Source organism: Streptomyces sp. P17 (assembly GCF_032436805.1).
Lineage (GTDB): Bacteria > Actinomycetota > Actinomycetes > Streptomycetales > Streptomycetaceae > Streptomyces.
In genome coordinates, this window is the sequence record NZ_JAVRBF010000036.1 from 21,301 (window position 1) to 37,841 (window position 16,541).

General features: G+C 70.1%; 21 protein-coding genes. 13 read left to right on the forward strand and 8 right to left on the reverse strand.

Going from position 1 to position 16,541, the window contains the following annotated elements:
• Positions 1 to 39 precede the first annotated feature (39 nt).
• Positions 40 to 225 (reverse strand): hypothetical protein, encoded by a 186-nt coding sequence (locus RMT89_RS23155; RefSeq protein WP_315885687.1) that lies wholly within the window; start codon positions 223 to 225, stop codon positions 40 to 42.
• 6 nt (positions 226 to 231) lie between these two features.
• On the opposite strand from RMT89_RS23155, the gene RMT89_RS23160 reads away from it, so the two are divergent.
• Both RMT89_RS23160 and RMT89_RS23165 read left to right on the forward strand, forming a co-directional pair.
• The gene (locus RMT89_RS23160; protein ID WP_315885688.1) at positions 232 to 504 is read left to right on the forward strand and encodes a hypothetical protein; all 273 of its coding nucleotides are present in this window, start codon (positions 232 to 234) and stop codon (positions 502 to 504) included.
• 103 nt (positions 505 to 607) lie between these two features.
• Positions 608 to 2,668 (forward strand): pectinesterase family protein, encoded by a 2,061-nt coding sequence (locus tag RMT89_RS23165; protein ID WP_315885689.1) that lies wholly within the window; start codon positions 608 to 610, stop codon positions 2,666 to 2,668.
• On the opposite strand, the gene RMT89_RS23170 is transcribed toward RMT89_RS23165, so the two are convergent.
• The 6 genes from RMT89_RS23170 to RMT89_RS23195 all read right to left on the reverse strand — a co-directional run bounded on the left by RMT89_RS23170 (position 2,655) and on the right by RMT89_RS23195 (position 8,104).
• Positions 2,655 to 4,118 carry a HAMP domain-containing sensor histidine kinase gene (locus RMT89_RS23170; RefSeq protein WP_315885690.1) on the reverse strand — a complete coding sequence of 488 codons (1,464 nt, stop codon included), beginning with the start codon at positions 4,116 to 4,118 and terminating at the stop codon, positions 2,655 to 2,657. The two genes, RMT89_RS23165 and RMT89_RS23170, sit on opposite strands and share 14 nt — an antisense overlap.
• Positions 4,115 to 4,852 (reverse strand): response regulator transcription factor, encoded by a 738-nt coding sequence (locus tag RMT89_RS23175; protein ID WP_315885691.1) that lies wholly within the window; start codon positions 4,850 to 4,852, stop codon positions 4,115 to 4,117. The genes RMT89_RS23170 and RMT89_RS23175 overlap by 4 nt, the downstream gene beginning before the upstream one ends.
• 82 nt (positions 4,853 to 4,934) lie before the next feature.
• On the reverse strand, positions 4,935 to 5,102 hold the full coding sequence (locus RMT89_RS23180; protein ID WP_315885692.1) for a hypothetical protein: 168 nt from the start codon (positions 5,100 to 5,102) through the stop codon (positions 4,935 to 4,937).
• Between the two features lie 10 nt (positions 5,103 to 5,112).
• On the reverse strand, positions 5,113 to 6,129 hold the full coding sequence (locus tag RMT89_RS23185; protein WP_315885693.1) for a trypsin-like peptidase domain-containing protein: 1,017 nt from the start codon (positions 6,127 to 6,129) through the stop codon (positions 5,113 to 5,115).
• A gap of 88 nt (positions 6,130 to 6,217) precedes the next feature.
• Entirely contained in the window at positions 6,218 to 7,240 is a 1,023-nt protein-coding gene (locus RMT89_RS23190; RefSeq protein ID WP_315885694.1) for a LacI family DNA-binding transcriptional regulator, read from the reverse strand.
• Positions 7,241 to 7,324: 84 nt separating this feature from the next.
• Positions 7,325 to 8,104, reverse strand: a complete 780-nt coding sequence (locus RMT89_RS23195; RefSeq protein ID WP_315885695.1) for a response regulator transcription factor — start codon at positions 8,102 to 8,104, stop codon at positions 7,325 to 7,327.
• A 173-nt stretch (positions 8,105 to 8,277) separates the two neighbouring features.
• On the opposite strand from RMT89_RS23195, the gene RMT89_RS23200 reads away from it, so the two are divergent.
• From RMT89_RS23200 to RMT89_RS23230, 8 genes are all read left to right on the forward strand, one after another.
• Positions 8,278 to 9,150: an alpha/beta fold hydrolase gene (locus RMT89_RS23200; protein ID WP_315885696.1), complete on the forward strand. Its 873-nt coding sequence runs from the start codon at positions 8,278 to 8,280 to the stop codon at positions 9,148 to 9,150.
• A gap of 59 nt (positions 9,151 to 9,209) precedes the next feature.
• The gene (locus RMT89_RS23205; RefSeq protein ID WP_315885697.1) at positions 9,210 to 9,464 is read left to right on the forward strand and encodes a MoaD/ThiS family protein; all 255 of its coding nucleotides are present in this window, start codon (positions 9,210 to 9,212) and stop codon (positions 9,462 to 9,464) included.
• A gap of 3 nt (positions 9,465 to 9,467) precedes the next feature.
• Positions 9,468 to 10,532, forward strand: a complete 1,065-nt coding sequence (locus tag RMT89_RS23210) for a hypothetical protein (RefSeq protein WP_315885698.1) — start codon at positions 9,468 to 9,470, stop codon at positions 10,530 to 10,532.
• Between the two features lie 388 nt (positions 10,533 to 10,920).
• Positions 10,921 to 11,655, forward strand: a complete 735-nt coding sequence (locus RMT89_RS23215; protein WP_315885699.1) for a DUF2993 domain-containing protein — start codon at positions 10,921 to 10,923, stop codon at positions 11,653 to 11,655.
• 198 nt (positions 11,656 to 11,853) lie between these two features.
• Positions 11,854 to 11,934 carry an Ms5788A family Cys-rich leader peptide gene (locus tag RMT89_RS46035; protein ID WP_350751515.1) on the forward strand — a complete coding sequence of 27 codons (81 nt, stop codon included), beginning with the start codon at positions 11,854 to 11,856 and terminating at the stop codon, positions 11,932 to 11,934.
• A 128-nt stretch (positions 11,935 to 12,062) separates the two neighbouring features.
• Positions 12,063 to 12,908, forward strand: a complete 846-nt coding sequence (locus RMT89_RS23220; protein WP_315885700.1) for a sulfurtransferase — start codon at positions 12,063 to 12,065, stop codon at positions 12,906 to 12,908.
• Positions 12,909 to 12,939: 31 nt separating this feature from the next.
• Positions 12,940 to 13,227, forward strand: coding sequence for a DUF1416 domain-containing protein (locus RMT89_RS23225; RefSeq protein ID WP_315885701.1), 288 nt, complete (start codon positions 12,940 to 12,942; stop codon positions 13,225 to 13,227).
• 86 nt (positions 13,228 to 13,313) lie between these two features.
• A complete protein-coding gene (locus RMT89_RS23230) occupies positions 13,314 to 13,574 on the forward strand; it encodes a DUF3099 domain-containing protein (protein ID WP_315885702.1) in 261 nt (86 codons plus the stop codon).
• A gap of 7 nt (positions 13,575 to 13,581) precedes the next feature.
• Here RMT89_RS23230 and RMT89_RS23235 read toward each other — a convergent pair whose 3' ends face one another.
• A complete protein-coding gene (locus RMT89_RS23235; protein WP_315885703.1) occupies positions 13,582 to 13,944 on the reverse strand; it encodes a DsrE family protein in 363 nt (120 codons plus the stop codon).
• A gap of 102 nt (positions 13,945 to 14,046) precedes the next feature.
• On the opposite strand from RMT89_RS23235, the gene RMT89_RS23240 reads away from it, so the two are divergent.
• From RMT89_RS23240 to RMT89_RS23250, 3 genes are read left to right on the forward strand one after another with little or no spacing between them, the layout of a single operon-like run.
• On the forward strand, positions 14,047 to 14,811 hold the full coding sequence (locus RMT89_RS23240; protein ID WP_315885704.1) for a hypothetical protein: 765 nt from the start codon (positions 14,047 to 14,049) through the stop codon (positions 14,809 to 14,811).
• Positions 14,808 to 15,608: a hypothetical protein gene (locus RMT89_RS23245; protein ID WP_315885705.1), complete on the forward strand. Its 801-nt coding sequence runs from the start codon at positions 14,808 to 14,810 to the stop codon at positions 15,606 to 15,608. The genes RMT89_RS23240 and RMT89_RS23245 overlap by 4 nt, the downstream gene beginning before the upstream one ends.
• Complete coding sequence (locus RMT89_RS23250; RefSeq protein ID WP_315885706.1) at positions 15,605 to 16,459, forward strand: hypothetical protein; 855 nt, start codon at positions 15,605 to 15,607, stop codon at positions 16,457 to 16,459. Before RMT89_RS23245 ends, RMT89_RS23250 begins: the two co-directional genes overlap by 4 nt.
• The last annotated feature ends 82 nt before the right edge of the window (positions 16,460 to 16,541 follow it).

Below are 16,541 nucleotides of genomic sequence, written 5' to 3' on the forward strand. Positions count from 1 at the left end.
CGTCACCGCCTTCCTCGTTCTCTTCCGTGGTGCTGGTCCTCAACTCCGCTTGGGCCCGGTGATGGCCTCGCCGATCACGAAGCCCTTGGCGGGAGCTTCGGGGATGGTGACGTCGGAGCCGTACGGGACGCGGTGGATGTCCTCCCAGTCGGCCTTGTCGGGGCGGGGGCCGGTGAAGAGGGTGACGGCGCCTTGACCGTCGAAGTCGTCGATGAGGACGTACACGGGGACATGGTCAATGCGGCGCGCGCTGAACTGGTCACGGCGAAGGATCCGTATGTCCGAGGCATCGCGACTGCTGACGGCCTCCCCGACGGAATGTGGGTCATGCCTATCCGTTCCAGCGAGCCAAAGGGCGCCCGCGGCCTCTTCTTCGATCTCGGCAACGGATGGCTGAAGTACACCTTCGTGCCGCGCGTAGAAGACCCGCAGATCATCGTGGAGCAAGTCTTCTGGCTGGGACCTGAGTGTGACGGGCGCCCCACGCACACCGATGAGACGTAAGGCGCCGAGATTGAGCAGCGCGTAGCCGTAGCCGCGGCAACCTTTCCGTTCCGTGCGGCAACCCACCTGAGGTCAGCCACCCCCGCACGGAATGGAACTCCCCATGAGCGCACCCCGCGACAGAGGCACCGGCCGCCCCCGGCACCGCAGGCGCAACACGGCTCTCGCCATCGGCGTCCCCCTGGCGCTGACCGCGGCCGGCACGCTGGCGTACGGGTCGGTGTTCGGGATCGGCGCCGGAGCCGAGGAGGCCTCAGCCGCCACCCCCGCCTGGGCGACCGCCACCGCGGACGGTTTCGCCTCTGTCAACTCCCTGGGTCAGAAAGGCACTTACGGCGGCCGGGACGGCAAGACGGTCACCGTGAAGACCCTCGCGGACCTGGAGAAGTACGCGACCGCGGCCGAGCCGTACGTCATCGTCGTAGCGGCGACGATCAACATGAACCCCGTGGGGAAAGAGATCAAGGTCGCGAGCGACAAGACCATCGTCGGGTCCGGAACCTCCGGGCAGATCGTCGGCGGCGGGTTCTTCCTGGGCACCGGCGTGCACAACGTGATCATCCGGAACCTGACGATCCGGGACTCGTACCAGGGCACCTGGAACGACAAGGACCACGACTTCGACGCCATCCAGATGGACGGCGCGCACCACGTCTGGATCGACCACAACGACCTGAGTCGCATGGCGGACGGCCTGATCGACGTCCGCAAGGACAGCACGAACATCACCGTCTCCTGGAACAAGCTGAGCAACAACAACAAGACGTTCGGCATCGGCTGGACCGAGAACGTCGTCACCGACATCACGATCCACCACAACTGGTTCCGCGAGACGGAACAGCGCAACCCGTCCACGGACAACGCGGCCCGCGCCCACCTGTACAACAACTTCCTGGAGGACACGTCGGGCACCACCATCACGTCCTCCTACGGCAACTACTCCCGCGGCAGGACGAAGATGGTCCTGGAGAACTCCTACTTCCAGGGCGTCAACAACCCCGTCATCAAGGACAGCACGGCGGCGATCGTCCAGAAGGGGAACACCTTCGTGGGCACGAGCGGCCGTAACGAGTCCGGCGGCACCGCCTTCGACCCGAAGACGTACTACGCGTACACGCTGGACAGGACGGCGGACGTGCCGTCGCTGCTCAAGTCCGGTACGGGCCCGCGCAGTTCCATAGGCACCTTTACGTCGGCAGCTGCCGCGACCACCCTCACCGTCGCCAAGGACGGCAGCGGCCAGTACTCCACCGTCCAGGCCGCCGTGAACGCGGTACCCGCGAACAACCCCTCCCGGGTCGTCATCGCCGTCAAGCCGGGCACATACCGCGAGACGGTCAAGGTCCCGGCGAACAAGCCGCACGTCACCATCCAGGGCACGGGCGGCAGCCGCAAGGACACGGTGATCGTCTACAACAAGGCGTCGGGCACCCCGAAGCCGGACGGCTCGGGCACCTACGGCACCTCGGGCAGCGCCACGGTCGCGGCGGAGGCGGACGACTTCCAGGCCCGCAACCTCACCATCACCAACGACTTCGACGAGGCCGCGAACCAGAGCCTGAGCGGCCACCAGGCGGTGGCCCTGCGCACGGCGGCCGACAAGGTCTTCCTGGACTCGCTCATCATCAACGGCGACCAGGACACGCTGCTGCTGGACACGGCGTCGGCGGACAAGCTGGGCCGCGTCTATGTGCGGAACTCCTACATCACGGGCAACGTCGACTTCATCTTCGGCCGTGCGACAGCGGTGATCGACCAGTCGATCATCACCCTGAAGAAGCGCTGGAACGGCACCTCGGCGGGCTACATCACCGCCCCGAGCACCGCCGCCGACCGCAAGGGCCTCCTGATCAACCGCTCCACGGTCAACGGCGACGTATCGAACGCCAGCTTCTTCCTGGGCCGCAACTGGCACGCCGGCGGCGACGCCACCCTCCGCCCCCAGACGACGGTCCGCAACAGCACCCTGAGCGCCGCGATCAAGTCCACGCCCTGGTCCGACATGGGCGGCTTCTCCTGGAAGAACGACCGCTTCGCCGAGTACAAGAACACCGGGCCGGGCGCGGGCTCCGCGAGCAGCGACCGCCCCCAGCTCACCGACGCCCAGGCCGCGGACCAGGAGAACGCGGACTGGCTGGGCGACTGGACGCCTACGGCTTCCTGACGCTCCTGGAGTCCGGGCTCTCCGGCGGCGGCACCGGTGCCCCCGGCAGCCGAACGGTCGCCACCGTGCCGCCGCCCTCGGCCCGGGCCAGCGACACCTCGCCGCCCGCCTGCTGGATCGTACGGGCCACGATGGAGAGACCGAGGCCCGAGCCGGGGAGGGCGCGGGCGCTGGGGGAGCGCCAGAAGCGGTCGAAGACGTGGGGGAGTTCCTCGGCGGGGATGCCCGGCCCGTGGTCGCGGACGGTGAGGACGCCGTCGGTCAGCACGACCTCGACCGTGCCGCCCTCGGGGCTGAACTTCACCGCGTTGTCCAGGATGTTGACCACCGCCCGCTCCAGCGCCGTCGGTTCCGCGCGGACGTACCAGGGCTGGAGGTCGGCGGTGATCGTCAGCTCCGGGCCGCGGAGCCGTGCCCGGCGCAGGGCGGATTCGACGGCGTCCTCCATCGACACGACCTGGACGCGCTCGCCCCGCTGCCCCTCCGAGCGGGACAGCTCCTGCAAGTCGCCGATCAGCGCGGCCAGTTCGGTCATCTGCGCCTTGACCGACGCCATCAGGGCCTTGCGGTCCTCCGGGGGGATCGGGCGGCCCGTCTCCTCGCTGCGGGTGAGGAGCTCGATGTTCGTGCGGAGGGAGGTGAGGGGGGTGCGCAGCTCGTGGCCGGCGTCCGCGATCAGCTGCTGCTGCAGTTCTCGGGAGCTGGCCAGGGAGGACGTCATCGAGTTGAAGGAACGGGAGAGACGGGCCACCTCGTCCTCGCTCTCCTCCTCCACCGGGATACGGACGCTCAAGTCCTCGGTACGGGCCACGTGTTCGACTGCCTCGGTGAGCTTGTCGACAGGGCGGAGGCCTGCGCGGGCGACTGCCAGACCGGCGGCTCCGGCGCCCAGGACTCCGATGCCGGATACGAGGAGGAGGATGAGGGCGAGGTCGTTGAGCGTCTTCTCGGTGCTCTTCAGGGATACGGCGACGACGAGCCCGACATTGGGCCCCGTCTCTCCGGTGGCGGTGCGGGTGCCGCCCATAGGCCGGGTCAGCACGCGAACGTCCGTGCCGTCCCCGGTGGTGCCGTTGCGGAAGTAGATCTTGTCGGTGTCGCCGTTCTTGATCTCGTCCTTGTCGGCCTGGGTGACCTTCACCGTTGCCGCGGAGTCCTGGAGGATGCAGACCGTTCCGTCCTCCTGGACCAGCTGGGAGTAGGTGTTCCTGAAGAGGCCGGTGCCGTACGGGGTCTCGGTGCAGTTGTCGAGCGCGTCCTGGAGCTGCCCGGGCATCCTCAACGACGCCTTCTTCAGATCGTCGTCGACCTGCTCATACAGCTTCCCCTGCACAATGAACCAACACGTCACCGAAACCGCGGCCACCGCGAACGCCACCGCCGCCGCCACCAGCAACGACAACCGCGCCCGGATCGGCAGCGCCCGAAAGCGCCGTAGCACCCTTCTCACTCGGCGCCGCCCTGTCGCAGCACGTACCCGACCCCGCGCACGGTGTGGACGAGGCGCGGCTCGCCGCCCGCCTCGGTCTTGCGGCGCAGGTACATGACGTACACATCCAGCGAATTCGACGACGGCTCGAAGTCGAAGCCCCACACCGCCTTGAGGATCTGCTCCCGCGTCAGCACCTGACGCGGGTGTGCCATGAACATCTCCAGCAGGGTGAACTCCGTGCGGGTCAGCTCCACCGGCCGCCCGCCCCGCGTCACCTCTCGCGTCGCCAGGTTCATGCGCAGGCCGGCGAAGGTGAGGGCCTCGTCGTCCTCGACCGCGCCCGCACCGGCCGCCGCCGCGTATGAGCTGCGCCGCAACAGCGCCCGCACCCGTGCGAACAGCTCGTCCAGCTCGAACGGCTTGACCAGGTAGTCGTCCGCCCCCGCGTCGAGGCCGGTCACCCGGTCGCCGACCGTGTCGCGGGCCGTCAGCATCAGGATCGGGGTCGTGTCGCCCGTCCCTCGGATGCGGCGCGCGACGGTCAGACCGTCCATGCGGGGCATCTGGATGTCCAGGACCACCAGGTCGGGACGGTACGCCGTCGCCTTCTCCAGGGCGTCGGCGCCGTCGACGGCGACCTCCGTGTCGTACCCCTCGAAGGCGAGGCTGCGCTGGAGGGCTTCTCGCACCGCGGGCTCGTCGTCGACGATCAGGATGCGCTGCGGGTCACGGTCGCCATCGGCGGGGCTCATGGGCTTCGGGTTCCTCGGGTGCGGAGGGACGGTTCAACGCATTCAGCCTCGCATGTTCACCGCGGGTGCGTTGAGGGACGGATCAGGCTCGGGCCGTCGTACGGCGGCGGGCGCGGCGGGCGGTCGTACGGCCCGTGGCCAGCTCCGGGGCCCTCGCGGAGGGGGCGTGGAGTTCGTACGCCACCTCCAGGGCCAGGGCGAAGGCTGCCGGATCGGTGTCGGCCACCGCGCGGGAGACCTGCTTGATCATGACGTACCCCTCAGTTCTGGGAGCCCGACCGCAGCTTCGCGAGGTCGGACTTGACGGTGTTGACCGGGATGGCGAAGCCGAGGCCCACGCTGCCGGCGTCGGAGGAGGCCGAAGCCGAGGAGTACATCGCGGAGTTGATGCCGATGATGCTGCCGCTCATGTCGATCAGCGCGCCGCCGGAGTTGCCCGGGTTCAGCGAGGCGTCCGTCTGGAGCGCCTTGTACGTCGTCGTGGACGAGCCGGTGTCGCCGTTGAACTCCTGGCCGCCGAACTCGAACGGCCAGCCTCCGCCGCCCCGCTGTTGCTGCCGGCCCTCGTCGGTGGAGACGGTGACATCGCGGTCGAGCGCCGAGACGATGCCGCTGGTCACGGTGCCGGTCAGGCCCTCGGGCGAGCCGATCGCCACGACCGTGTCGCCGACCTGCACGCTGTCGGAGTTGCCGAGGCTCGCCGCCTTCAGCCCGGAGGCGTTCTCCAGCTTGATCAGGGCGAGGTCCTTGCTGCTGTCGGTGCCGACGACCTCGGCGGTGTACTCCTTGCCGTCGCTGGTCGTCACCTTGATCGAGGAGGCGCCGGAGATCACGTGGTTGTTGGTGATGATCTCGCCGTCACTGGTGATGATCACGCCGGAGCCGGTGGACTCCCCGGAGTTCGACGTCGCGCTGATCTCGACGATGCTGGGGCTGACCGCCTCGGCGATGGCCGCGATGTCGCCCTTCTTGCTGGACGGCACCACGCTCGTGGTGGTGGTGCTCGCGGCGACGGTGTCGCTGCCGGTCAGCTCCTGGACGGCGTACGCGGTACCGCCGCCCACGGCCGCGGCGACCAGCGCGACGGCGGCGAGGAGGGCGATGGGACCCCGGTTCCGCTTCCTCTTCCGCGGTGCCTCGGTGAGGAGAGCCGAGGGCTGGTAGGCCGGCGGGGGCGGCCACTCCGGGTTCACAGGGGCGGAAGCGTGCTGCTGAGCGCCCTGGTACGGGTTTTCGTACTGCTCGTACTCGCCGTCGCGGCGGAAGCTCTCGGTCATGGCAATGAGCATGTCGGCCCACCATGAGAGCTCCCTGAGCGCTCCCTGAGAAGCCCGACAGAACCGCGTATGCCCGTTGTAAAGGCGGCTAGGCGCAGCCGCAGGACCGCCGCACCACGAGCCGCGACGGGAACACCTTCAACCGCTCCCGCCGGGACCCGGCAACCCGCAGCCCGTCGTCCAGCACCAGATCGACCGCGGCCCGGGCCATGGCGGACCGGTCGCTCGCGACCGTCGTCAGCGGCGGATCCGCCAGGGCCGCTTCCTTGATGTCGTCGAAGCCGGCCACCACCAGCTCCCCGGGGACGTCGATCCGCAGCTCGCGCGCCGCGCGCAGCACGCCGATGGCCTGGTCGTCGGTCGAGCAGAAGATCGCCGGAGGGCGGGACGGCCCGGCGAGGATCTCCAGCGCTATCTGGTACGCGTCATAGCGGTTGTACGGCGCCTCGAACAGCCGCCCCTCGGTCGGCAGCCCGGCCTCGTCCATCGCGCGCCGCCAGCCCTCGACGTGGTCGGAGACCGGGTCACCGACCGACGGAGTCTCGGCGGTACCGCCCATACAGGCGACGTAGTCGTAGCCGTGCTCCAGCAGATGCCGCACGGCGAGCTGCGCGCCGCCGAGGTCGTCGGTGACGACGGCGACGTCGTCGATCGCCTCGGGGCGTTCGTGCAGCAGCACCACCCGGGCGTCCCAGGCGTCGATCTCGGCGGCGGCCAGGTCGTTCAGCGCGTGGCTGACCAGGATGAGACCGGAGACCCGCATGCCCAGAAAGGCCCGCAGATAGTGGACCTCGCGCTCGCCGACATAGTCGGTGTTGCCGACGAGGACCATCTTCCCGCGCTCGGAGGCGGCCTGTTCGACCGCGTGCGCCATCTCCCCGAAGAAGGGCTGGCGCGCGTCCGGGATGATCAGGCCTATGAGGTCCGTGCGCCGCGAGGCCATGGCCTGGGCGACGCGGTCGGGCCGGTACCCCAGCTCCTTGATCGCGGCGAGGACACGCTCGCGCGTGGCCGGGGCAACCGGCCGGGGTCCGTTGTTGATGACATAGCTGACGACGGCAGTGGACGTCCCTGCCAGCCGCGCCACATCATCCCTGGTTACCTTGGCCACGCGCGGAGTCTACGCGGATGGACCCGCTCTGGGCAGGGCGTGAAGGAGCTTCCCTGTGCCCTGCCTGAGCGCTGTCCGGGACTCCTAGGCGTCCGCGCTGATCTCCACGCCGTCCAGGACGGCCGTCTCGTCCGCATCCTCCGCCTTTTGCGGGGCTGCCTTGGCCCGCGCCTCGTCGGAGGCACGGTCGCCCTTCTCGGGCGTAACGAATCGATAACCCACGTTCCGGACGGTCCCGATCAGCGACTCGTGCTCGGGGCCGAGCTTGGCGCGCAGGCGTCGTACGTGGACGTCGACGGTCCGGGTGCCACCGAAGTAGTCGTAGCCCCAGACCTCCTGCAGCAGCTGCGCGCGCGTGAAGACGCGGCCCGGGTGCTGGGCGAGGTACTTGAGGAGCTCGAACTCCTTGAAGGTGAGGTCGAGGACCCGTCCCTTGAGCTTCGCGGAGTAGGTCGCCTCGTCGACGGAGAGGTCGCCGTTGCGGATCTCCATGGGGGAGTCGTCGTTGACGATCTGCTGCCTGCCCATGGCGAGCCGCAGCCGCGCCTCGACCTCGGCGGGGCCTGCGGTGTCGAGCAGGACGTCGTCGATGCCCCAGTCGGCGGTGACGGCGGCGAGGCCGCCCTCGGTGACGACGAGGATGAGCGGGCAGCCGGGCCCGGTGGAGCGCAGCAGCTGGCACAGGCTGCGCACCTGCGGCAGATCACGGCGGCCGTCGATCAGGATGACGTCGGCGCCCGGGGTGTCGACAAGGGCGGGGCCTTCGGCCGGGGCCACTCGCACGTTGTGCAGGAGCAGGCCGAGAGCCGGAAGCACCTCCGTCGACGGCTGGAGGGCATTGGTCAGGAGCAGCAGAGAACTCATACGTCTGGTTCCTCCTCGGTCCCTGCGAGGACGTTTGCGGCACAGCGGTACAGCTCTGCGTCCCGAAGGCTCCGTACACCTGCGGTTTCCCGCGTCGTATACAACGCTTCCGAAAGCACAAAAGGACCCGGGGGCTTCGCTGCCCGAGTCCTCTGCCCAGCAGAATAGCCCACATGAGGACTGGTCCGGCAGGTCATGTGGCGCGTTCGACGACTGTTCCGAACTCTGAGACGAACAGACGCACCCCTATGCGGACGTTTCTGCGCACGGACGACGGAGTGACGATCGATTCCGTATACGAACCGGGTGCGCTCGTATACGACGCCGGAACTCCACCTTCCGGTGACCCGGTGTTTGTGATCGCGCACGGTTTCACGGGCGATGTGGACCGCCCGCACGTGCGCCGCGTGGCGAGGGCGTTCGCGCAGTACGGAGCCGTGGTCACCTTCTCCTTCCGGGGGCACGGGCGCTCCGGCGGGCGGTCGACGGTGGGGGACAGGGAGGTCCTCGATCTGGCGGCCGCGGTGACCTGGGCACGGGAGCTCGGGCACGCGCGCGTGGTGACGGTGGGCTTCTCCATGGGCGGGTCCGTGGCGCTGCGGCACGGGGCGCTGTACGGAGCGGACGGTTCGATGCGCGAGGGGCGCACGGAAGCGCGTACGGACGCGGTGGTTTCGGTCAGTGCCCCCGCCCGTTGGTACTACCGGGGCACGCCCCCTATGCGGCGGGTGCACTGGCTGGTAACCCGCCCCGAGGGCCGCATCGTGAGCCGCTACGGACTCCGTACGCGCATCCATCACCGGGGGTGGAGCCCGGTCCCGCTCTCCCCGGTGGAGTCGGTGCCGGCGATCGCCCCGACCCCGCTGCTGATCGTGCACGGCGATCGCGACGGCTATTTCCCGGTCGACCACCCGCGCATGCTGGCCGAGGCCTCCGGTGACCACGGCGAACTGTGGCTGGAGCCCGGCATGGGCCACGCGGAGCACGCGGCCGCCGACGAGCTGCTGGCCCGCATCGGTCGCTGGGCTGTCGGCCGGGCGGGCTAGCCTGGGCCCTGTCGACAGCCGAGGAAACCTGTCGGCAGCCGAAGGAACAGAGGAACGGGATGGCAAAGGTCACGGTGCGCTACTGGGCCGCCGCGAAGGCCGCGGCCGGGGTCGCCGAGGAGGCGTACGACGCGGCCACGCTCGCCGACGCGCTCGCCGCGGTGCGTGAGCGACACCCCGGGGAACTCGCGCGCGTCCTGCGGCGATGCTCCTTCCTCATCGACGGTGACCCCGTGGGCACCCGCGGGCATGAGACGGTACGGCTGGCCGACGGCGGCACGGTCGAGGTGCTCCCGCCGTTCGCAGGAGGATGAGCGATGACCGACCAGCCGTATCAGGGGCCGCACGACGGCCAGTACGACGCCTACGACCCCTACGGGCAGCAGCGGGGATGGCAGGGGTACGACGACCCGCAGGCCGCCCAGCAGTACACGCAGCAGTGGCAGGGGCAGACCTGGGAGACCCAGGTCCAGGCGACGGCGTCTGCCGCGGAGACGGCGTATCTGCCGCAGCAGGGGTACGAGCCGTACGCGGCACCGCTGCCCCCGGAGACCCCCGAACCCGCGGGGACCCCGCCCCCCGCGCCTGAGGACTCGGGCTACGGTCCCGCCACCATCGGCGGCAACGCCCGCGTCACCGACGCGCAGCGGGCCCGTCTGGAGGGCCGTTCCCCGATCATCGAGCCCGGCATGCAGCCGGCGGCGCTGACGGCGCTGCTGGGACTGCTGCTCTCGGGCACGGCGGCGATCGGCGCGTATGCGCTGCTGGTTCCGCTGGTCCTCCTCCAGGCCGTGACGGCGGCCGGCTGGTTCCGCCTCAACGGCATGTGGCCGGCCCGCCAGGGCATCGCGCTGGCCTTCGCGGGCGCGCTGACTGCGGACGTGGCGCTGCTGGTGGCGGACCGGGCCCCGTCGGCGATCCTCGGCACCCTGGGTGTCTGGGTCCTGCTGGCCCTGGTCCTCCAGCTCCGCTCCCACGCCGATCCGGACGAGCGCATGTACGGCCTGATGGCAACGGTCGCCTCGGCGGCCCTGGCCATCGTGGCGGCGGGCTATCTGGCGGCCGCGGCGGACGCGGTGACGGTGGGCGCGGCGGCGGTGGCGGTGGCCCTCGTGGCCCGGGCCCTTCCGCTACCGACCCCGGCCTCCGTGACCGTCTCCCTCCTCGCCGCGGCGGGGGCGGGCATCGCGGTCGGCGGCATGACGGACGTAGGGACCGAAGGCGCGCTGCTGGGCGCGGCGGCGGCCGTCTGCGCGCTGATCGGCCACCGGGTGGCGAGCTACGACTACCCGTCGAGGTTCGTCCACTTCACGGCGGGCGTGGCACTGCCGCTGGCGGCGGCTGCGCCGGCGGTTTACGTGCTCGGGCGGGCGCTGGCGTAGGGGAAGCTTCTCGGCGCCGGTCACTGCTTTCAGCCCGTCCGGCGTTCGAGGACGAGGCCCCTTTAGGGGGTGTTTCGAAAGTCCTGTGCGGTGCCCGCGGTGTTCGGTGCGTGCCCTCGGCGTGCCGGACGAAGGCCCTCGTACTGGACGTACTTGGGTCTTTGGCCGGTGCGGCGAGGGTGCGTGCCGGGCGCCGTGGGTGCTGTGCGGGACTTTCAAAACACCCCCTAGGGCCGAAGCGGGGGGTCGGGGGCGGCAGCCCCCGGCACGGCACCTCTTGTCACAGGTGATCGACAAACTCCCGGCCACCGGAGAACGCGGGGTTACCCTCCCCAAAGGCGGCCACCCGGTCGTCAAGGGGACCGCCTAGGTGGGGGAACACCGGAACATGCGCGCACTGCGGATAACGCTGATCGTCGTCGTCATCCTCGGCGGCCTCTTCGTGCTCGCGGACCGGCTCGCCGTCGGCTTCGCCGAGGACGAGGCGGCGGACCGGCTGAAGACCACGGAGAACCTCGCCGCCACCCCGGACGTGTCCATCAAGGGCTTCCCCTTCCTCACCCAGATGGCCAGCGGTGAGCTGGAGGACGTCGAGGTCGGCATAGACGACTACGAGGCCACCGCCGGCACCGGTGAGACCATCCGCATCGCCGGCCTCAGGGCGAACATGAAGGGCGTGCAGTTCTCCGGGGACTACAGCTCCGCCACCGCGGCCACCGCCACCGGCACCGCCTCCATCACCTACGACGAGCTGCTCAGGGCGGCCCAGTCGGAGCCCACCGAGGTCGGACCGGGCGTCACCGCCCATGTCGTCGGCCTCTCCGACGGCGGCAACGGCCGCATCAAGGTCGCCGTCGAGGCCACCGTCCTCGGCGTGAAGCTCCCCAACCCCGTCCATGTGCTCAGCTCGGTGACCGCCGAGGGCGACACGGTCAAGGTGCACGCCGACTCGCTGCCCTCCTTCGGCGGTGTCGACATCGCCGAGTCCAAGGCGCGGGACATCACCGACTTCGAGCAGCGGATCGACGGCCTCCCCGGCGGCATCCAGCTCGACAAGGTCGAGGCGGCGAAGAACGGCGTGGAGATCACGGTGAAGGGTTCGAACGTCCGACTCGCGGGGTAATAGGGCCCTTGGTGAACACCGGGTGTCCGAAACGCGAGACGGCGCTGTCCGCACCGTAGATGTGACGACGGCTACACGACCCCGGAAGCCGTAGGGAACGGGCCTCGACGCCCTGCCCATCCCGCATCCCGGACGATCGTGTCTCAGCATGCGACACACCGGTGACACACGCGCCCGTCCCTCCCTACGATCGCAGCTATGAAGCGACAGGCGGATCTCACGAAGCGGCGGGCAGTAGACCTGTGCCGCGTCGCCGCCATGCTCTGTCGCCCCTTCTGAGCGAAGAGCACCTACTCCTCGCCTTCCCCGCCGCCCTGCCCAGGGCACACGTGCGCCGTCCGCACCCGGAACGCGCGCACCCCTCTCACTTGCACGCCCCGCCGCAACTGCCCCGGAGGAGAACAAGCATGAGCCGCAGCGACGTCCTGGTCGACGCCGACTGGCTCCAGGAGCACCTGGACGACAGCAACATCGCGATCGTGGAGGTGGACGAGGACACGTCCGCCTACGAGAAGAACCACATCAAGAACGCGATCCGCATCGACTGGACCAAGGACCTGCAGGACCCGGTCCGCCGCGACTTCATCGACCAGGAGGGCTTCGAGAAGCTCCTGTCGGCGAAGGGCATCGCCAACGACACGCTGGTGATCCTCTACGGCGGCAACAACAACTGGTTCGCGTCGTACGCCTACTGGTACTTCAAGCTGTACGGCCACGAGAACGTCAAGCTCCTCGACGGCGGCCGCAAGAAGTGGGAGCTCGACGCCCGCGAGCTGGTCGACGGCACCGAGGTGCCCGAGCGCCCGGCGACCGAGTACAAGGCCAAGCCGCAGAACACCGCCATCCGCGCCTTCCGTGACGACGTCGTCGCCGCGATCGGCTCGCAGAACCTGGTCGACGTGCGCTCGCCCGACGAGTTCTCCGGCAAGCTGCTCGCCCCGGCCCACCTGCCGCAGGAGCAGTCGCAGCGCCCGGGCCACGTGCCCAGCGCCCGCAACATCCCGTGGTCGAAGAACGCCAACGACGACGGCACCTTCAAGTCGGACGACGAGCTCAAGGAGCTCTACGCCGAGGAGCAGGTGGACCTGGCCAAGGACACCATCGCCTACTGCCGTATCGGTGAGCGCTCCGCGCTGACCTGGTTCGTGCTGCACGAGCTGCTCGGCGTGGAGAACGTCAAGAACTACGACGGCTCCTGGACCGAGTACGGCTCCCTCGTCGGCGTGCCGATCGAACTCGGCGCCAACAAGTAAGCCCCGACCTTTACCCCTCAAGGAGTTCAACATGTGCGGAGCGAAGGCCGGCGGCCCCGACGCCTCGACGATCAAGCCCGGTGAGACCACGATCCAGGGTCAGGTGACGAAGGACGGCGAGCCCGTGGTCGGCTATGTCCGCCTCCTGGACTCGACCGGCGAGTTCACCGCGGAGGTCCCGACCTCCGCCACGGGTCAGTTCCGCTTCTACGCGGCCGAGGGCACGTGGACCGTACGGGCGCTCGTGCCCGGCGGCACCGCGGACCGTACCGTCGTCGCCCAGCAGGGCGGCCTCGCGGAGGTCGCGATCGCGGTCTGATCGACCCCTGAACGGCCGAAGGGCCGCACCCCCGGGTCGGACGCCGGGGTGCGGCCCTTCGGCCTGTCCGGACCTACCCTGGACGTATGTACGCACGGCGACGTCACCAGTACTTCGCCATGATGGGCGCCTGCATCGCGCTGTTCGTCCTGGCCTGGGGCGTCGTACGCCTCTGGTCGGTTCCGGTGGCGGTGGGCATGTGCGTGGTGGCGATGGTGATCCCACCCCTGGCCGCGATGATCGCCAACCGCCGGGGCCCCGACGACCGCTGGTGGGACGACCCCTCCGGCGACCCGAAGTCCGACGAGTGGTGGGACGAACTGGACGGCAAGAGGCGCCGGTTGTAGGCGCGTCTCAGTAGACGAGCGCCTGCGTCTCGTCCCCCAGTGCCTCCTGTACGAACACCTGCGCACCCGCGATCCGCACGCCCTCGATGACGTCCTTCTCCGTGATGTCCCGGCGAGCCGCGCACTGCGTGCACAGGGTCAGCCGCCCCCCGGCCAGCACCGACTCGACCAGGTCGGCCAGCGGAGCAGCATGGGGAAGTCCGAACTCCGCGGCCCGCCCCGGCAGCGCGAACCACGCCGACTCCCCGGTCAGCCACACCGAGACCTCCACCCCGCTGGCCACGGCCACCGCCGCCACCGTGAACGCCTGCGAGCACCGCTCGGGCGCGTCCGCCCCGGCCGTCACCTTGATCACGAGCTTCTTCGCCATGGCCGAATCGTAATCAACCCGCTTGCAACCATGAGCTTTGGCCACGGGTCTCCTGTGAGCGCGCATACGGAATGCGCGCTTCACGTTCTGTGGGGGGACGTTGTGGAAGTACCCGAAGAAGCGGTCAGGGAGCGCCGCCGCGGGCGTACGGCCCTGCTGCTCACCGGCGCCACCGTGCTCGGCCTCGTGGCCGGCACCTGCGCCGGTTACCTCGTCCAGGCCGACCGCGAGCCGCCCCGCCTGCCCTCGCTCTCCCAGCCGGAGTTGAGGCAGGCGAAGGGCGAGGGCCCCGAACCGCTGTCCGCCTCGCAGGACCGCCAGGTCAGAACCGAGGGCGACCTGCGCAAGCTGCTGCTGAGGAAGCCGGCGGGAGCGAAGGAGGGCGCGTGGCTCGACGGCTCCGACGGCTGGATGGACCTGTCCGACTACGCCAGCACCTACGGAACGCCGGGCCAGGCGTTCGCCAACATGGCCCCCGCCTTCCGCCGCGCGGCGGTCACCGGCTGGGAGACCGGCACCTACAGCGTGGAGATCCGGCTGATCCAGTACCGCCAGGAGGAGTCGCTCGCCGCCGCGGACGCCGTCGAGAGCAACCAGTACTGGGCGACGTGGGACGGCACGGGCGGGGACGGCCCCTGGTCCAACGACGACCCGAACGTCAAGAGCTGGACCGTCCCCGGGACCGAGGACGGCATGGCCTACGTCCACACCGAGCCGGAGACCGAACCGGGCTACCAGCCGGTGTACAGCGCCGAGGCCCACGCCTGGCGCGGTGACATCGCCGTGGAGATCTGGGTCGACGGCACCGAACCGATCAGCAAGAAGACGGTCCTGGGCCTGGCCGAGCGGCAGATGGAGCGGCTGTGAGCGAGATCGAGATCGAGAGCGAGATCGAGAACCAGGGCGAGGAACTGCAGGCCCCGCCCGCGGACCCGCCCGCGAAGAAGCGCGTACGCCCCGGCCGCGTCGCCGCCGTCGCCGGATCCGTCCTGCTGGCCGGCGCCCTCGTCGCCGGGGTCGGCCACACCGTGGTGACCGTCCGGGACGCCGACCGGGACGCGGGCGCGCCCCTGTGGAAGTTCCCGCACGACAAGCCCGCCGACACGAAGGCGGCGACCCCCTCCGGGCTCGCCGGCACGCTCGTGCCGTACGGCACCGACGGCTGGACCCGCGGTCCCGACCTCGGCGAGTTCGGCTCCGACGTGGCGCTCAGCGGCGCCCAGGCCACCGCCCTGCGCAAGGAGTCACTGCGCGACCTGCCCCGCACCCAGCGCCGGCAGGTCGAGAAGCAGATCGACAAGGCGCAGATCACCGGCATGGCGATGCGCAGCTACGTCAGTGCGGAGGCCACGGTCAGCATCGTGCTGTCCCAGATGGAGAACCGGGCGACCGTTCGCAGCAGCTCGGAGTTCCAGACCGAGGTCCTCGACACCCTGGGCCTCTTCCGCGGCGGCCCGAAGATCAAGGGGTACAAGAACGCCCGGTGCTTCCTGTCGCCGAAGGGCGAGGACGAGGACCTGGACTACCTGTTCTGCTCCGCCTACCAGGGCAACGTCCTGCTCACCGCCACCGCGGACGGTGTCAGGCCGCTCGACACCAACGAGGTCGCGCTGCTGCTCGGCGCCCAGCTCGACCGCATCGCCGAGCCGGGAGAAGCGGTATGACCATCAACGAAGAGCAGCTGTCGGAACCGGTCACGGTGACGGAGCCGCAGGGCGAGCCGGAGCCGCCGAGCGAGCCCCACGCCCCCAAGGATCGTCGCCTCCTGCGCGCCGCCCTGCGCTGGACCGCCGCCGTCGCCGTCTTCGCGGCGGTCGGCGCGGCATCGGCGTACGGCATCACGCGGATGGAGCGGACCGACGTACCGGGGCTCGCGACCGAGTCGGACGGGCGCTGGGACTACCCGACGCTCACCCGGCCGCCGCTGCCGTCCGGCCGCCCCGGGCCGTTCGCCGAGTCGAACCCGGCCGGCACCCACCACGCGGACCTGCGCGTCCTGCTCCTGCCCGCGCCCGCGGGCGCGACGGAGGACAAGGCGCTGCGCGGTGACGACGGCTGGCTGGTGACGAAGGACTTCCTGGCGCAGTTCCCCGACAAGGCGCACCGCAAGGAACTGGGACAGAAGCTCCTCGACTACGGACTGCGGCACATCGCGGCCCGCGGCTGGACCACCGAGGACGGCACGGAGACCCGCGTCTACCTGCTGCAGTTCGGCACCGCGGCGGTCGTGGAGGAGCTGACATCCGGCGAGGTCGCCCCGTACGGCGGCCCGGCCTACCGGGTGCGCGGTGACGGCCTTTCCGAGTTCGACGAGAAGTTCGCGGAGATCAAGAACCCGCCGAACGTCACGCGGTACGCGTACGTGGAGACGAAGCCGTACGGCGCTCAGCAGGTCCGCCAGGCCTACCTGACCGCCGGTGACGTCCTCGCCCTGGTCGTCCAGTCCCGCAAGGGCGAGGCACTGGCCGTCCCCTTCCAGCAGACGGTCACCCTGCAGAGCCAGCTGCTGGGCTGAGGGACCTCGCACAGTGGGCCGGGCCCCGGCCGCGTAAGCTGGGGCCCGGCCTTGTGCAAACGCCCGTAGCTCACCAAGGAGC

Bases quoted from the DNA above. Each gene is read 5' to 3' on its own strand.
- RMT89_RS23160 (WP_315885688.1), top strand. From the start codon at position 232: ATGGTCAATGCGGCGCGCGCTGAACTGGTCACGGCGAAGGATCCGTAT.
- RMT89_RS23165 (WP_315885689.1), top strand. From the start codon at position 608: ATGAGCGCACCCCGCGACAGAGGCACCGGCCGCCCCCGGCACCGCAGG.
- RMT89_RS23175 (WP_315885691.1), bottom strand. From the start codon at position 4,852: ATGAGCCCCGCCGATGGCGACCGTGACCCGCAGCGCATCCTGATCGTC.
- RMT89_RS23180 (WP_315885692.1), bottom strand. From the start codon at position 5,102: ATGATCAAGCAGGTCTCCCGCGCGGTGGCCGACACCGATCCGGCAGCC.
- RMT89_RS23185 (WP_315885693.1), bottom strand. From the start codon at position 6,129: ATGACCGAGAGCTTCCGCCGCGACGGCGAGTACGAGCAGTACGAAAAC.
- RMT89_RS23195 (WP_315885695.1), bottom strand. From the start codon at position 8,104: ATGAGTTCTCTGCTGCTCCTGACCAATGCCCTCCAGCCGTCGACGGAG.
- RMT89_RS23200 (WP_315885696.1), top strand. From the start codon at position 8,278: ATGAGGACTGGTCCGGCAGGTCATGTGGCGCGTTCGACGACTGTTCCG.
- RMT89_RS23205 (WP_315885697.1), top strand. From the start codon at position 9,210: ATGGCAAAGGTCACGGTGCGCTACTGGGCCGCCGCGAAGGCCGCGGCC.
- RMT89_RS23210 (WP_315885698.1), top strand. From the start codon at position 9,468: ATGACCGACCAGCCGTATCAGGGGCCGCACGACGGCCAGTACGACGCC.
- RMT89_RS23215 (WP_315885699.1), top strand. From the start codon at position 10,921: ATGCGCGCACTGCGGATAACGCTGATCGTCGTCGTCATCCTCGGCGGC.
- RMT89_RS46035 (WP_350751515.1), top strand. From the start codon at position 11,854: ATGAAGCGACAGGCGGATCTCACGAAGCGGCGGGCAGTAGACCTGTGC.
- RMT89_RS23220 (WP_315885700.1), top strand. From the start codon at position 12,063: ATGAGCCGCAGCGACGTCCTGGTCGACGCCGACTGGCTCCAGGAGCAC.
- RMT89_RS23225 (WP_315885701.1), top strand. From the start codon at position 12,940: ATGTGCGGAGCGAAGGCCGGCGGCCCCGACGCCTCGACGATCAAGCCC.
- RMT89_RS23230 (WP_315885702.1), top strand. From the start codon at position 13,314: ATGTACGCACGGCGACGTCACCAGTACTTCGCCATGATGGGCGCCTGC.
- RMT89_RS23235 (WP_315885703.1), bottom strand. From the start codon at position 13,944: ATGGCGAAGAAGCTCGTGATCAAGGTGACGGCCGGGGCGGACGCGCCC.
- RMT89_RS23250 (WP_315885706.1), top strand. From the start codon at position 15,605: ATGACCATCAACGAAGAGCAGCTGTCGGAACCGGTCACGGTGACGGAG.